Source organism: Ciceribacter thiooxidans (assembly GCF_014126615.1).
Classification (GTDB): domain Bacteria; phylum Pseudomonadota; class Alphaproteobacteria; order Rhizobiales; family Rhizobiaceae; genus Allorhizobium; species Allorhizobium thiooxidans.
On sequence record NZ_CP059897.1, the window covers coordinates 1,129,571 to 1,143,670 of the forward strand.

Sequence of the window (14,100 nt, forward strand, 5' to 3'; positions counted from 1 at the left end):
GGTGCAATGAAAGAATTCATCAAAACCGCAACGGTCGCGTGTCTGTTGCTCGGCCTCGTCTCGCCTTTCGCCGTGTCGGCGGGCGAGCGCGCGCCGAAGATGAAGGTCGAGCCGGTGACCGCACGCGAACTTACCCAGATCTACGGAGACAAGACCTGGGTCTGGAACACCGGCGGCGGCCGCTTCAACGGCAAGCGTCACGGCTTCGTCGCGTGGACGAACGAAAAGAACAAGCCGTCCTTCGGCGAAGGCCGCTGGGCCGTCGACGACAACGGCAAGCTCTGCATCTTCGCCAAGTGGACGGCTGCCGACGGCGCCGGGCGCGCTGCCACCTGCTTCGGCCACGCCAAGGTCGGCAACACCATCTACCAGCGCCGCCACCCGTTCGGCCACTGGTACGTCTTCCGCCACGCCAAGCTGCGGGCGAGCGACGAAATCAACAAGCTGGTCGAGGCAGATATGGTCGGGGCCAAGGCCGCCCGGCTGAAGAAGACTCTCGTCGCGACGAAATGAGTTAGAAAGGACAAAACGATGAAAACGCTGAAACAGAAAGCACTCGCAGCAACCGCCATGGTGCTGCTGCTGGTCGGCGCATCCGTTCCGATAAGCCAGGCCCAGAACGCCGGCGGGATGGTAGGAAATGCCGTGCAGTCCATCATGGACAAGCGGCCGATCGTTCATCCCAATGGGCTGACCTTCGGCGCCTACGATCCCCACGGCGACTTCGCCGAACAGAAGGATCTCGGCATCGAAGGCCTCTTCCTGCCCTGGGAAGACGTCGATCTCGAATCGCTGAGGGCGGCTGACGGCTATGCGCTGGCGAGAGGTCGCACGCTGCTGATCACCATCGAACCGTGGTCCTGGGACGTCAACTGGCGACTGACCTCTGGCCAGCTGCGTACCAAGATCCTCAACGGCGAGTATGACACCAACATGCGCACCATCGCCGCGATCATCGGAGAGATGAAGAGTCCGGTAATTGTCCGCTGGGGACAGGAAATGGAAGATACCTCCGGTCGCTTCTCCTGGGCCGGGTGGGACCCGCAGTCCTATCTCACCGCCTATCACCGGATGATGGACATCGTCCGCAAGGAAGCGCCGCAGGCGAAACTCATGTGGTCGCCGAAGGGCTTGCCCAACCTGAAAAGCTACTATCCGGGTGACGACTATGCCGACTACGTAGGGCTCTCCGTCTTCGGGCTGGAGGGATATGACGAACGCGAATACGGCGCCCCGCAGTCCTTCACGCAGCGCTTGCAGCAGGGTTACGACCTCGTCCAGGGCTATGGAAAGCCGGTCTGGGTCGCCGAGCTCGGCTATGAGGGCGGAGACAGCTATCTGCGCTCTTGGATGCAGGATGTGACGGTCAAGCGTCCGGAGTTCCCGAAGCTCGAGGCGGTCGTCTACTTCAACGACAAGGAAGTTCATCCCTGGCCGTACGAACTCGGACGTCCGAACTGGCGTGTCGTGCGCGAGCCGACCGTCAACTAGGCGTGTCGCGAACTGGCCTCGTCTTGCCAAGCAGACGAGGTCCAGCGGAAGCCGGTGGCCTTCCCCACCTTCGGCCCCGGCTTCCGTCCGGCGACTGGAGGCGGCCTTACGTTTCGGGTGAATGCCCCGTCGCCCGAGCGCAGGCCGACCTCCGGTCGCTGCCCGTCTTCGTCGGCTACTTGTCCGTGAGCTCCTCGATGTGTGACAGATGCATGCGCAACGTCGGCAGCAGTGCTTCCGCGGTATCGCGGACCTCTCCCTTCGGACCGTGCTGCGCATAGTCGTCGAAGAGCGCTACCGTCTGCTGGTGACCGGTCAGTTGGGTCGAGAGATAGGCCTGGTCGAAGTCGGCGTCCGATGCCGTTTTCAATGCGTCGAGCTTCTTTTTGTGTTCGTCGTCGAGCTCCTGTGGAAGCGTGACGCCGTCGGCGGTCGCGACCTCCTGCAGTTTCGAACCCGCCGCCTGGTGGTCGGTGACCATCTGCTGGGCGAATTCCTGTGCCTTCGGATCCTTGCCGCGTTGGAGCGCAAGCTTGCCGGCCTCGACCTCGAAGAGGTTGGCCGTGGCCGCCTTGGATACGAAGGTCTCGGTCGACTGCTCGACGGTGTTGTCCTGGGCCAGCGCGGCGTTGCCGCACAGAAGCAATGCGAAGATCAGAGTTGGTGTTTTCATGATATAGTTCTCCTTCCGCGGACCGAACAGACGCTGCGGGCCATTGTTCCGCGGCCGCAGAAGGCACCGGCTGCGGCGGAACCGGAAGAACCGGAGCCGCATTTGTCGTCTGTCTTTCAGGATTGACGGGACCGGTCGCCGCCCGTCGCCAGGACCGAAGGGGAAACAGGATGAACACCGCCAATCCACAACTCGAAGGCCTTTATCTCGCCTTGTCGGCGCTTTGCGACCTCTTGGTCGAAAAGGGGCTGGTCGAACGCGATGAGCTGCACGAAGCACTGACCAAGGCGGAACGCACCGCCGTCGCCGGAAGCCATGTCGACGGGGATACCGAATCTCGCCGCAAGGCGATCGCGTTTCCGATCCATTTTCTACTTCTCGCAAGCAAATGCACCGCGCGCGGGGAGGTGCCGAGCTTTCACGACCTCGCCCGCCAGATCGGTCGCGGTGGCTGAAGAGCCCAGGACCGGCTTCCAATAGCGGGAACATGGCCGGACGCTCGTTGTTCGGCCGGATGGGTACCGACGGTCGCTCGTCCGCCCCGAGCGGACCGCCGTGCCGCGCAACCAGTGGAAAGGAGTGTCCGTATGCCTCTCACCCTGATCAGTCCTGCCTTTGCCGACGGCGAGAGAATCCCCGACAAACATGCCCGCCGCGGCGAAAACATCATGCCGCCGCTGAAATGGAGCGGGGTGCCGGAAGGAACGCGCGGCTTTGTACTGATCATCGAAGACCCGGATGCCCCGAGCGGCACCTTCCATCATCTTGGCATGTTCAACATTCCGGCTGACTGGGTTTCCCTGCAGGAGAGCGCCGACACCGCACCCGGCGGCAGGCCGCGCTTCGTCGCCAACGACTTCGGCCATGCCCGCTATGACGGGCCGCAGCCGCCGGCAGGCCACGGTGTCCATCGCTATTTCTTCCGGCTGGCAGCGCTCGACATCCCGACGCTCTCGCCGTTGAGCACCGTGAAGGTCGGCGATCTCTGGCGGGAGGCCAAGAAGCACGCGCTCGCCGAGGCGAGCCTGATGGGCACCTATGAGACGGCCGGCTGAGGCCGGTGGTCTTCTTTCGTCAGGCGCCGCCGAAACGGCCGAGGCCGATCTCGGAGAGTTTGCCGTCCTTGCGCAGCACGAAGAGTGCGTCGAGCTGACGGGAAAGGGCGAATGCGACGCCCTTCTTCTCGCCGAGCACCATCAGCGCAGTCGCCAGCGCATCGGCTTCCATGCAGGTGCGGGCGAGCACGGTGACGGAGGCAACGGGGCTCGTCACCGGCCGGCCCTTCGACGGATCGATGGTGTGCGAGACCGTCTCGCCGTTCACCTCGGCGAAGTGACGGTAGTCGCCTGAGGTCGCTATCGCGCCATTTTCCAGCGTCATCACGCCGAGGATATCGCGGTTTTGCCGGTCGGGCCGTTCGACGGCGACCGACCAGGATTCGCGCCCCGGCTTTTCGCCGCGCGCCCGCATCTCGCCGTCGATGCCGACGAGATAGGAGGTGATACCGAAGCGATCGAGGCAGCGCGCCATCTCGTCGACGCAGAAGCCCTTGGCGATACCGCAGAGATCGAGCGTGGCCGGCACGAGCTTGCGCACACGCGAGCCAGCGGCATCGAGCTCCAGTACCTCGCCGACGTCCGGCCGCTGGCCGGAGGCTGGTGCCGAGACCGCATCGGTTGCCTGCCGTCCGTCGGGGCCGAAGCCCCAGGCGTTGACGGCGTCGCCGACGCCGATGTCGAAGGCGCCGCCGGAGAGCTTGCCGATATGCAGCGCCATCTTCAGGACCTCGAACATCTCGGACGGCACCTCGACCCATTCGCCGACCGCTGCGCGGTTGAGGCGCGAGAGGTCGGAGTCCGACTTCCAGTTCGACATTTGCCGGTCGACGGCATCGACCGCCGAAAACAGCGATGCGGGCAAGGCCGGGTCAATGCGGTCCGGACCGTAGAAGATCGCCGAATACCGCGTTCCCATGGTCGTGCCGTTCAGGACATGGCGGCGCGGTGCGTTCGCCGCGACCGTGTCAGTAGACATCTTCGACATAGAGGCCTTGCTCCTTGAGGGTCCCGACATCGAGTCCGAGGGGGTGGAGTACCTTTTCCAGCGCCACGACGACACCCTGGGCCATGTCGCGACCGCCACAGACCATGACCTGCGCACCGCGGGAGATCATGTGGCGCAGCACGTCGGCATCTGCCGCGAGCTTGTGCTGGACATAGGCGCGCTCCTCGCTGCGGGAGAAGGCGGTCCGGACACCGGAGAGACGGCGGTCGGTGAGCCAGGCCCGCAGATCCTCGCGGTAGAGGAAGTCGGAATTCGGGTTGCGTCCGCCGAAGTAGAGGTGGATTGGACGCCGGCCGCTGTTGTTGCGGATGAAGCCGGTCAGCGGACCGATGCCGGTGCCGGCGCCGATCAGGATCAGCGGCTCCTTGCCGCGGCGCGGGCGGAAGGCGGGGTTCGGCTTGACGAAGGCTTCGATGGCATCGCCGGGCCTCAGGCCATGCAGGTAGCCGGAGCAGAGGCCGCCGGGCTGCTTGCGCACGCAGATCTCCAAGACGCCGTCCCGCGCCGAACTCGCGAGCGAATAGAAGCGCGGCAGATCGCTTCCGGGCGGGAGGATGCCGACCAGGTCGCCGGCATGGAAGCGCGGCAGAGACGGGCGGAGGAGGCGGGCGAGAAGCCCTTTTCTCTTTCCCTCGGCTGCGGCAAAGCGGAGAACGGATGTCGGTGCCTGCACTTCGGTGCCGTAGTCGATACGGTCGACGAGCATCAGGCGCGCCGTCTTCGGGCGGGCGGCGACATGGACGAGCGAGAGCGGGGTGCCGACGCGCTGGCCGATCTCCTCGCCCCAGCGGGCGAATTCCTGCGCCGACTGGCGATCGATCGTGGCGAACGGCGCAAGCTGACGCCAGCCTTTGGCGACGAGCGCTTCCTCGACCGCGCGGGCGAAACCGCAGAAGCTGGGGAACTGGCGGTCGCCGAAGCCGAGAACGGCGACGGGAAACGCCGGAGCCGTCGGGATCGCCTCGAGCTTGTCGAGGAACTGGCGGGCCGAGGCGGGTGCTGCACCATCGCCATAGGTGGCGGCGAGAACGAACATCCGCTCTGCGTGTTTGTAGGTCTTGGCAAGGTCGTTCATCGCGCCGGTGTGGACCTTGTGGCCGGCGGCGGTGAGCGCCTCGTGCAGGGTCTTGGCGAAGCCCCAGGTGGTGTTGCCCTCGCTGCCGACCAGGATCACCGTATCGGCCGACTGTGCGCTGTGATTATGGGCGATCTTCGGGCTTGCGGCACGCCGCCGCCACCAGATCAGAACGCCCGTCGCGGCGAAGAAGGGAACGGCGAGCGCCGAGGGGCCGAGGAGCAGGGCGAACCACCACAGGCCCTGACCCGTGTGCAGCATGAAAATGGTCTCGGAGACAGTCTTCACCATGCCGTTCGGCATGTAGTTCAGGAGTTCGCCGGTCGCCTGGTCGACATAGCCCTTGCCGGCGGACGTCGTCAGCGTGAAGGCGTCGTTCAGGTCTCCCTGATAGGGAAAGCGCAGCTCCCGCAGATCGGCGATGCTGGTCGCCTTGAAGGGTGCGATGTCGCCGATCGCCATGGCTTGCGCGCCGGCGACGGCGTCGGGGAAATCCGGTTCCGCGTCGGAACCGTCGGGGATCATGCCGAAGGTCGCGAGCGACATATAGAGGCCGGTCAGGGCCGACACGGCGAGGCCGGGGAGGGCGAGGCGGCCGAGCTCGGCATGCCAGCGCCGGATGCCGTCGCCGCGGATCGGGGAAAAGAGCTTGCGCCAGCCGCCGAGGCGGCTTGCAAGAAGCATGATGCCGGTGAGGCTCAGGAGGAGCATCGCCGCGGCACCGACGCCGGCGGCCACGCGGCCGGCATTGCCGGCAAAGAAGCTGCGGTGCAGCTGGGTCACGGTCCGCGCGAAATCCGACGGCGCGTAGGGCCCGATCTTGTCGCCGGTCTTCGGGTCGACGACATCGGCGCCCGGGACATCGCCATTGAAATAATAGACGACGACCGCGCCGGAGGGCTTGCGTTCGATGCGCTCGACGCCCGGATATTTCTCCGCCACCGCCTCGGCGAGACCGGCGACGCTGATCCCGGCCGGTGCGCCGGCAGACCGGGCTTGCTCCCATGCGGGAAGGACGGCCAGCATCGCGCCTGTCGCCGCGATGACGGTGACGAGGAGGGTGACGATCAGGCCCGGAAGGGAATGGAGGTGGCGGAGCATTGCGGGACTTCCAGTCTGTTACATGTCGTAGGTGAAGGCTTTCACGTAGCCGCGGCCCTTGACGGGCTTGCCGGCTCCGGCTGAGGTCAGCGGTACGGTCACGTCGGAGGGATTTTCGCGCATGTCCTCGACGGCAGTGTCGATGTGGATCTCGTAGCCGGCATCGATCAGCGTGTCGGCGAGATCGAGCGTGATCCCGAGCGTCTGGCCGCTGCCGACGCTCGCGCCGGTGATGCCGTCGATCTCGGAGCGGTTGCCGCCGCTCAGCCGGCGCCAGTCGGTCAGGTGGCGGTAGTATTTGGACTTGCCGCCGGCCATCCACAGCGTGCCGGCATATTGCCCGGAGGCGTCGGTCACGTAGATGACGACATAGGCGCCGTCGCCGCCGTAATTGGCGAGTTGGGTCTTGAAGGTGACCTGGCGGGCCTCCGCCATGGCGGGAGCCGCGACGACGGTGGCGAGCGCGAGCGCAGATGCAATCTTGTTCATGTCCTGTCTCCAATGATGGATCGTAAAGTTGCTATTGGCGTCGGATAGCCGCGGGCAGGGGCACCCGTACCGCGGGCCACCGAAGTGGCCCGCCGGCCGAAGACGTCGCATAGGAAGCGGGTTCGTTACTGGATGATGACCTTCGGTCTTGCGCCGTTCTTGAAGAGCCCGTTCGCCGGGGGCGTCGCCTTGATCGGCATCGGAGCGACGTCACTGGCTGCCGTTCCGCGCCGGTTATCGTGATCGTCGTCCTCTTCTTCGCGATCGCCGTCATGGCGCTCGCGTTTGTGGTCGCGGAAGCTCTCGTCTTCCATTTCCACGATTTCCAGCGTCGAGGGATTGACCTTCACCTCGATCTGCCGGCCGGAAGCGTCAGTTGCGAAGATCTGGTAGCAACCGTCGTCGGTGCGGATCTTGCGAACGGTCCAGCCGCGCTCTTCCGCCATCTTCTGGATGACGTTGCGCGGCTGCCAGTCGGCCATGGGCACATCGCAGTCGTCGTCTGCGAGCGCGATGCCGCCGAGACCGGCATAGAGCAGGGCGGCTGCAAGGGCTTGATATTTCATTCTCGGTGTCCTCTGACTATTGTCTGGCTGGACCATGCATGGTGATCCTGACAGCGACCTGAAAGGCGGAAAGATTTTCTTTCAGCTTGTTGTCAGCTTTGGCTGATAGCGCGTTCATGTAAATATCAAGATGGAAAAGGGCCGGGAATCGTGCGCGTGCTGCTGGTGGAGGATGATGGTGGGTTGGGGGCTGCTGTGCGCGACCAGATTGCCGCGGACGGACATGTCGTCGACTGGGCGCGGCGCCTCGATCTCGCGGAGGACTACCTGCGCACGACCGGCTACGACCTCATCCTGCTCGACCTGATGCTGCCGGACGGCCGGGGCATTCCCTTCCTGCGCGCACGGCGGGGCGGGGGCGACGTGACGCCGGTCATCATCCTGACCGCACTCGACCAGATTTCGGACCGTATTGAAGGACTGGATGCCGGCGCCGACGACTATCTGGTGAAACCCTTCGACCTCAGCGAGCTCTCGGCGCGCGTGAAGGCGGTGGCGCGCCGCTATACTGGAAACCCCAATCCGCTCGTCACCATCGGTGAGCTGCAAGTGGATCTCGCCGCCCGCAGCGTGACCCGCAACGGCAAGCCCGTGCCGCTGACGGCCCGCGAGTGGGTGCTCTTCGAGGCCTTCCTCCAGCATCCCGGCATGCTGCTCTCCAAGCCGCAGCTCGAGGAGCGTCTCTATTCCTTCGACGACGAGATCGAAAGCAATGCGATCGAGGTCTATGTGAGCCGTCTGCGGCGCAAGCTCGGGCATGACGTGATCGAGACCGTGCGCGGCATGGGCTACCGGTTGCGTCAGTCATGAGGAAGAGGGCGAGCCTTCAACGGCATCTCTCGCTCGGACTCGCGATCGGCGTGAGTGTGATGTGGATCGCGGCGACGGCGGCGGCCGCGCTCATCGTGCGTGCGGAGCTCGACGAGGTTTTCGACAGCGCAATGCAGGAAACCGCCCAGCGGATCCTGCCGCTCGCGGTGATCGATATCATCAGCCAGGGCGAGGAACGCCCGCCGCAGCGCATTCTCACGATCCGCAAGCACGACGAACACCTGAACTACGTCGTGCGCGACGAGAAGGGCAACGTCCTGATGCGCTCCCACGACGCGGAGCTCGCGATCTTCCCGCCCTTCGAGAAGACCGGCTTCGCGACCACCGAGACGCACCGCCTCTACTCCGAAGCCGCGGTGCGCGGTACCGTCACCATCACCATCGCCGAGCCGCTCGGCGACCGGCGCAAGGCGACGCTCGATGCGGCCATGGCGCTCGCCCTGCCGCTCGGCGCCCTGATTCCGGCAAGCTTCGTCGGCGTATGGTGGCTGGTCCGGCGCAGCATGCGGCCCGTTCATGTCTTCGGCGACCAGATCGAACGGCGCGGCAGCGGCGATCTAACCCCCGTCGACACGGCCTCGCTGCCGCGCGAGATCACTCCCATCGCGGACGGCGTCAACCGGCTGATGGAGCGGTTGCGGCGGGCGCTCGAGGCGGAGCGGACCTTTACCGCAAACAGCGCACACGAATTGCGCACGCCGATCGCCGCCGCACTCGCACAGACCCAGCGGCTCGTGGCCGAGGCGCCGCGCGGCCCGTTGCAGGACCGCGCGCGGGACATCGAAGGGGCGTTGCACTCGCTCGCGCGCCTCGGGGAGAAGCTGATGCAGCTCGCCAAGGCGGAGGGCGGCGGCCTTATCGCCGCCAAGCCCCACAACCTGGTGCCCATCCTCTCGCTCGTCGCCAACGATTTCACGCGGACGGCGGCGACCGCCGACCGGCTCGATCTCAGTTTGCCGAAGGAGCCGGTGATGTCGCGCATGGATGCGGATGTCTTCGCGATCCTTGCACGCAACCTCATCGAAAACGGCCTGAAACACGCCCCCGCCGGAACTCGCGTCGCGGTGTCGCTGACGTCGGAACGGGTGTTTTCCGTCAGCAATGCCGGGTCGTCGGTCGCCCCGGAAGTGCTGAAGACGCTGACGCGGCGTTTCGCGCGTGGCGAGACCTCCACCGACGGAACGGGGCTCGGGCTGGCGATCGCGGAATCGATTTCCGCCGGCGCCGGCGCGCGGCTCGAACTGCTCTCGCCGGCGAGCGGCCGGGAGGACGGGTTCGAGGCGAGGGTCTATCTTGACGCGGGCCAGGCATAGGTTCCTTGACCGAGCCGAGGCGCCTGGCGCGGGCCCGCATATGCCAAGCTGCGGCCAGTTATCGCGGCCATCACGATGCGCAATCGACACGGACCTCTGTCGCTGCTCTCTCGACTTGCAAATTATAATAAAATGCATAGACTAAGAACAGTTAATTGCAGGAATTCGAAACATGGCAGCAGAGACTATAGACCACGGAATGCTGGCCGAATTGGTTGCGGCAGGAGCAGTCCGCACCGCGCATGTTGTCGGGCAACCAGGCGGCTGGTCGCTGAGGGTGAAATACGGCGCGGCGGAGCGTGCGCTAGCCGCACAGCGCAGCCGACAGGTGCGTATTTTTCGGCGTATGGAGACCCTCGTTTCCTATCTTCAAGATTTAGGAATTGAACGCTTCGACGTCGACGCAGCTGACTATGCGGTCGAGGGCGGAAGGTTGCGGCCGGATAGGGCCGAAGCAATGCGTCGCGCACACGAGGCGGCGGGTCACGACCAGTGGTTTCGTGCGCAGGTCGAGGAAGCGATAAGTGAAGCCGACGACCCGAATACCGAATGGGTGTCTCATGAAGAAGTCAGACAGGGCATTGCTCGCCAGCGGGCTAGACTGCTGGCGCGGATCAACGGCGATAACGCGTGAACATCGTCTGGTTGCCGAAGGCACAGGCCGGGCTCGCTCACGCCATAGACTACATCGCGGAGCAAAATCCCAGCGCCGCACTCGGCCAACTCCGGGAGATTGAACAGCAGAGCGACATACTGGCAGATCATCCGGAGATCGGACGGGCCGGACGCCGACGCGGAACGCGCGAACTGGTCATAAGCCGCACGTCTTTCATTCTTGTCTACCGCGTGCGGGCGAGAGCGAGGCGCGTCGAGGTGCTTCGCCTTCTCCATGGTGCGCAGAAATGGCCATGACCGAGCGGACGCTCGGATATCGCGCCAGTCCTGAGAAGGGTGCCCGGCGACGCGGACGTTGTGCAATGGCCAAGCTCACAGCAAGAGGCCCTGTGCCCCGTCGATCCAGAGCGGCGTGCCGGTGATGTGGCGCGCCCTGTCCGACGACAGGAAGATGATCGCGTCAGCGACGTCTCCGCTGGTGCCCGGCCGGCCTTCGCTCAGCGGCACCTTGCCCTCGGGATATTCGACGGGAAATGCGGTCTCTTCCGGATGGCGTATCGAGGTGTTCTCCTCGATGCTGGTCGCAATGGCGCCGGGGCAGACGACGTTCACCCGGATGTGATGGCGCGCAAGCTCGAGCGCCGTCTGCTGGACGATGGCGACCTGGGCCGCCTTGGTGGCGGTATAGGCCGAGGCACCCGGCGAGCTGAAAGTGCGTGTGCCGTTGATCGAGGAAACCACGACGATCGCGCCGCCACCGTTCGCCTTCATATGCGGCACGCAGAAATGCAGGGTCAGATAGGTTCCTCGGAGGTTTACGGCGATCGTGCGGTCGAATTCCGGCGGTTGCAGTTCGTCGATCGGAGCCCAGACGCCGTTGATGCCGGCATTGGCAACGACCACGTCCGGTGGCCCGAACCGCTCGACGAGATCCCGCACCGCCGCGCGCATCTGGTCCTCGTCCGAAACGTCGGCGACGAGCACCGCCGCACGCCCGCCACCTCGTTCGATTTCCTCCTGCACGTCCTCGAGCTCGTCCCTGGTCCGGCCGAGGAGGCCGACGGATGCCCCGAGCGCGGCGAATTGCACCCCTGTCGCCCGGCCGATACCGGAGCCCGCACCAGTCACCAGAACAGTCTTTCCCTGGAAGTTCATGGCCATCCTCCTGCCGGTTCCGCCGTTCCGCGTCGCTTCGCCGGCGTGTGGTGGCCGGGCGAGGGCGATGACTGAACCCGGAATACCCGCGCAAGGTTCCTCGCGGACGGCTCAGGCCCGGTGCCAGGTGGTTTCCCGAGATTGTCCTCCCTGCAATTTCAGGCTACGCTAAAATAGCTCGGACCTTTCGTGAGCCAGTGTCGTTTAACCTTCATATGCGGGAGGAGCAGATGACCCATCACGTTGACAATCGCCAGGTGCGCGAACCCGGCAAGAAGCCAGTCTATGACGTTTCCGACTATTGCCGGCGCAACGGTATCGACAAGTCAGAGGCGCGCAAGCTGATGAAGGCGCTCGGTCAGTTCGCAACCCATCATGAGCTTTCGATGAACGCCGTGGCACGTCCACCAAAATACCGGTGAGCTGAAGCGCCTCGTGCCCGACACGTCTCAGAGCGCATCGAGTTCGGCGCGGTGCCGTTGCATGGCGCAGAATCGGGCGAAGTCCCGATCGTAGAGCGTGCGGGTTGCGGGGTTGGGACGAAGCGCCGTGAAGGGACGGGCCATCGCAGCGCCCGCATCCGGCAGCGTCGCGAACAGACCTCCGGCCGCCGCGGCATTCATCGCCGTCCCGAGGAGGACGGCGTCCTCGCTTTCGGTAACCGCGATCTCGAGGCGGGTAACGTCAGCGTAGAGTTCGACGAGAAGCGGGTTTCTGACATGCCCGCCGGTCAGATGCAGACGTTCCGGCTGGAAGCCGCTCGTCCGCAGTCTCTCTAGCACCTGGCGCAGGCCGAGAGCGATCGCGACACAGGCACGCCAGTAGATCCTGCAAAGCCCATCGAAAGACGCATCGAGGGTGAGCCCGGCGATCGTTCCCGTCAGCCGGTCGTCTGCAAAGGGCGATCGGTTGCCGTGAAAGTCGGGAAGAATGCTGATCCGCTCGCCGAAGGCAGCACCTTCCTCCGCCCGCATCTCCATGATCCGCCCGATCACTCGCTGGTGTGCCGCAGCCGTTGCTCCGCCTCCTTGAGCATGGGAGAGCAGCAGGTGCCCGAGGAGCCCGCCGGTCGCCGACTGCCCCGCCTCGATCAGCCACTGGCCCGGGAAGATTGCCTCGAAATAGGGACCCCAAATGCTCCGCCCGAACAGCGGCGCCGGCGCAAAGCCGACAAGGCAGCTCGACGTGCCGGCGATCAGCGCGGCCTGTCGCGAAAACTCGCCGGAATCCGCCGCCACCGGACCGAGAACACCGAGGGCTCCGGCATAGGCATCCACCATGCCGGCCGCGACCGGGATGCCGGGGTAGACGCCCATTTCCGTGGCGGCCCAAGGTGACAGTACCCCGACCGGACGGCCGACGGCAAAGCCGTATTCCGGCAGTCCGCCGCGGACAATCAGATCATCGAGGCCGATCGCCGAGAGGAAGTCCGGCTGCCAGCCGTTGCCCTCATGGGCGAGGTAGTTCCATTTCGCCGTGAGAGTACAGAGCGAGCGGCCGGTCGAACCGGTTGCACGCCATGTAAGGAAGTCCGCGAGGTCGAAGAAGAGCCCCGCCGCCGCCCAGAGATCGGGCCTCTGCCGTTTCAGCCACATCAGCTTCGGAAGCTGCATCTCGGGGGACATGACCTCGCCGCAATGGGCGAGCACCGGATGGCCGGTCCGGGTGCATTCCTCCGCCTCGGCCGACGCCCTGTGATCGAGCCAGGACATCGTGTCGAAGGTGGTGCCGTCTTCCTCGGCGAGAGCGATCTTCGAACCGTTTTCCGCGCGCAGCACCAGCGAGCAGGTGGCGTCGAAGCCGAGCGCCGCGACCTGTCCGGCCGCTATGCCGGAGGCGGCGAGCGCCTCGCGCACGGCCTTGCAGCTTGCCTGCCAGATGTCCTCGGAATCGTGTTCGCCGCGCTCGGCGCCCGGTCGGCGGAGCAGGATCGGATGTTCGCACCGCGCCAGCAGGTTTCCCGCAGCATCGAAGACGCCGGCCCGTGCACTGGCGGTCCCCACATCGACCGCAATCACGTGATCGCGCATTCTGGCCCGCTTCCGTCCCTATTCTTTTGCGACAAGGTGGATCAAATCGGCCATGGCGTCAAACGTCGCGTCGGGTGCCAGGGCGTCGAGAGCGGCGCGGTGAGATGCGAAATGCGTGTGCGATCCGCCGGTGAAGGCAAAGACCGTCATGCCGGCCGCCTTGGCCGCCTCAATGCCCGCCGGGCTGTCCTCGATGACGATGCAGTCAGAGGACGTGCGGCCCATCCGCTCGGCGGCATGGAGGAAAAGGTCGGGAGCAGGCTTGCCGCGGGCGACCATCGCCGCACTGAAGATGTTCGGGTCGAAGCGGTCGATCAGCCCGGTGACGGTGAGCGACAGCCGGATGCGCTCCATGTGGCTCGAGGAGGCGACGCACCAGCCGATGCCGTGGGCTTCCAGTGCCTCCAGTGCCTCGATGATACCGGGGATCGGGCGAAGATCAGCCCGGAAGCGGGCAAAGAGGTCCTGGCGCAGGCGTTCCAAGAAGGCCTCGTCCATGTCGAGCCCGAACTCCTCGCGGGCGGCGGCGATCACGGTCGAGAGGCTCCGCCCGAGAAAGCGGCGATAGGCGCCGGCCTCGTCGATCAACACGCCGGCGCGTGCGAAGGAGGCGACGAGCACCTCGATTGAAATCGGCTCGCTGTCGACGAGAACGCCGTCGCAATCGAAGATGACGAGCCTCTTTTCCGGGGCCATC

The 14,100-nt window shown here is 65.3% G+C and carries 17 protein-coding genes; 9 read left to right on the plus strand and 8 right to left on the minus strand.

Annotated features, from left to right (window positions below; all coding sequences use genetic code 11):
• Positions 1-6: 6 nt before the first annotated feature.
• Positions 7-513 carry a DUF995 domain-containing protein gene (locus H4I97_RS23280; protein ID WP_182308060.1) on the plus strand — a complete coding sequence of 169 codons (507 nt, stop codon included), beginning with the start codon at positions 7-9 and terminating at the stop codon, positions 511-513.
• A gap of 18 nt (positions 514-531) precedes the next feature.
• The gene (locus tag H4I97_RS23285) at positions 532-1,491 is read left to right on the plus strand and encodes a glycoside hydrolase family 26 protein (protein ID WP_182308061.1); all 960 of its coding nucleotides are present in this window, start codon (positions 532-534) and stop codon (positions 1,489-1,491) included.
• Between the two features lie 175 nt (positions 1,492-1,666).
• Here H4I97_RS23285 and H4I97_RS23290 read toward each other — a convergent pair whose 3' ends face one another.
• Complete coding sequence (locus H4I97_RS23290; RefSeq protein WP_182308062.1) at positions 1,667-2,164, minus strand: DUF4142 domain-containing protein; 498 nt, start codon at positions 2,162-2,164, stop codon at positions 1,667-1,669.
• Between the two features lie 170 nt (positions 2,165-2,334).
• Between H4I97_RS23290 and H4I97_RS23295 the strand changes: the two genes are divergently transcribed.
• Both H4I97_RS23295 and H4I97_RS23300 read left to right on the plus strand, forming a co-directional pair.
• Positions 2,335-2,619: a hypothetical protein gene (locus tag H4I97_RS23295; protein WP_182308063.1), complete on the plus strand. Its 285-nt coding sequence runs from the start codon at positions 2,335-2,337 to the stop codon at positions 2,617-2,619.
• Between the two features lie 132 nt (positions 2,620-2,751).
• Complete coding sequence (locus H4I97_RS23300) at positions 2,752-3,219, plus strand: YbhB/YbcL family Raf kinase inhibitor-like protein (RefSeq protein WP_182308064.1); 468 nt, start codon at positions 2,752-2,754, stop codon at positions 3,217-3,219.
• Between the two features lie 19 nt (positions 3,220-3,238).
• Here the strand turns inward: H4I97_RS23300 and H4I97_RS23305 are convergent, their stop codons facing one another.
• The 4 genes from H4I97_RS23305 to H4I97_RS24890 form a co-directional block, all read right to left on the minus strand.
• Complete coding sequence (locus tag H4I97_RS23305) at positions 3,239-4,207, minus strand: FAD:protein FMN transferase (protein WP_182308065.1); 969 nt, start codon at positions 4,205-4,207, stop codon at positions 3,239-3,241.
• The gene (locus tag H4I97_RS23310; RefSeq protein WP_182308066.1) at positions 4,188-6,404 is read right to left on the minus strand and encodes a PepSY domain-containing protein; all 2,217 of its coding nucleotides are present in this window, start codon (positions 6,402-6,404) and stop codon (positions 4,188-4,190) included. The genes H4I97_RS23305 and H4I97_RS23310 overlap by 20 nt, the downstream gene beginning before the upstream one ends.
• Positions 6,405-6,422: 18 nt before the next feature.
• On the minus strand, positions 6,423-6,893 hold the full coding sequence (locus tag H4I97_RS23315; protein WP_182308067.1) for a DUF2271 domain-containing protein: 471 nt from the start codon (positions 6,891-6,893) through the stop codon (positions 6,423-6,425).
• A 125-nt stretch (positions 6,894-7,018) separates the two neighbouring features.
• The gene (locus H4I97_RS24890; RefSeq protein WP_182308068.1) at positions 7,019-7,459 is read right to left on the minus strand and encodes a PepSY domain-containing protein; all 441 of its coding nucleotides are present in this window, start codon (positions 7,457-7,459) and stop codon (positions 7,019-7,021) included.
• A gap of 150 nt (positions 7,460-7,609) precedes the next feature.
• Here H4I97_RS24890 and H4I97_RS23325 point away from each other — a divergent pair, with 150 nt between their 5' ends.
• The 4 genes from H4I97_RS23325 (at position 7,610) to H4I97_RS23340 (ending at position 10,515) form a co-directional block, all read left to right on the plus strand.
• A complete protein-coding gene (locus H4I97_RS23325; RefSeq protein WP_182308069.1) occupies positions 7,610-8,269 on the plus strand; it encodes a response regulator transcription factor in 660 nt (219 codons plus the stop codon).
• On the plus strand, positions 8,266-9,603 hold the full coding sequence (locus H4I97_RS23330) for an ATP-binding protein (protein WP_182308070.1): 1,338 nt from the start codon (positions 8,266-8,268) through the stop codon (positions 9,601-9,603). The genes H4I97_RS23325 and H4I97_RS23330 overlap by 4 nt, the downstream gene beginning before the upstream one ends.
• A gap of 172 nt (positions 9,604-9,775) precedes the next feature.
• Positions 9,776-10,237 (plus strand): hypothetical protein, encoded by a 462-nt coding sequence (locus H4I97_RS23335; protein WP_182308071.1) that lies wholly within the window; start codon positions 9,776-9,778, stop codon positions 10,235-10,237.
• Entirely contained in the window at positions 10,234-10,515 is a 282-nt protein-coding gene (locus H4I97_RS23340; RefSeq protein WP_182308072.1) for a type II toxin-antitoxin system RelE/ParE family toxin, read from the plus strand. Before H4I97_RS23335 ends, H4I97_RS23340 begins: the two co-directional genes overlap by 4 nt.
• 75 nt (positions 10,516-10,590) lie before the next feature.
• On the opposite strand, the gene H4I97_RS23345 is transcribed toward H4I97_RS23340, so the two are convergent.
• On the minus strand, positions 10,591-11,373 hold the full coding sequence (locus H4I97_RS23345) for an SDR family oxidoreductase (RefSeq protein ID WP_378143839.1): 783 nt from the start codon (positions 11,371-11,373) through the stop codon (positions 10,591-10,593).
• Between the two features lie 230 nt (positions 11,374-11,603).
• On the opposite strand from H4I97_RS23345, the gene H4I97_RS23350 reads away from it, so the two are divergent.
• Positions 11,604-11,795 carry a hypothetical protein gene (locus H4I97_RS23350; RefSeq protein WP_182308074.1) on the plus strand — a complete coding sequence of 64 codons (192 nt, stop codon included), beginning with the start codon at positions 11,604-11,606 and terminating at the stop codon, positions 11,793-11,795.
• A gap of 27 nt (positions 11,796-11,822) precedes the next feature.
• On the opposite strand, the gene H4I97_RS23355 is transcribed toward H4I97_RS23350, so the two are convergent.
• Both H4I97_RS23355 and H4I97_RS23360 read right to left on the minus strand, forming a co-directional pair.
• Positions 11,823-13,403, minus strand: a complete 1,581-nt coding sequence (locus H4I97_RS23355; RefSeq protein ID WP_182308075.1) for an FGGY-family carbohydrate kinase — start codon at positions 13,401-13,403, stop codon at positions 11,823-11,825.
• An 18-nt stretch (positions 13,404-13,421) separates the two neighbouring features.
• Positions 13,422-14,099, minus strand: coding sequence for an HAD family hydrolase (locus tag H4I97_RS23360; RefSeq protein WP_182308076.1), 678 nt, complete (start codon positions 14,097-14,099; stop codon positions 13,422-13,424).
• Position 14,100 lies beyond the last annotated feature (1 nt).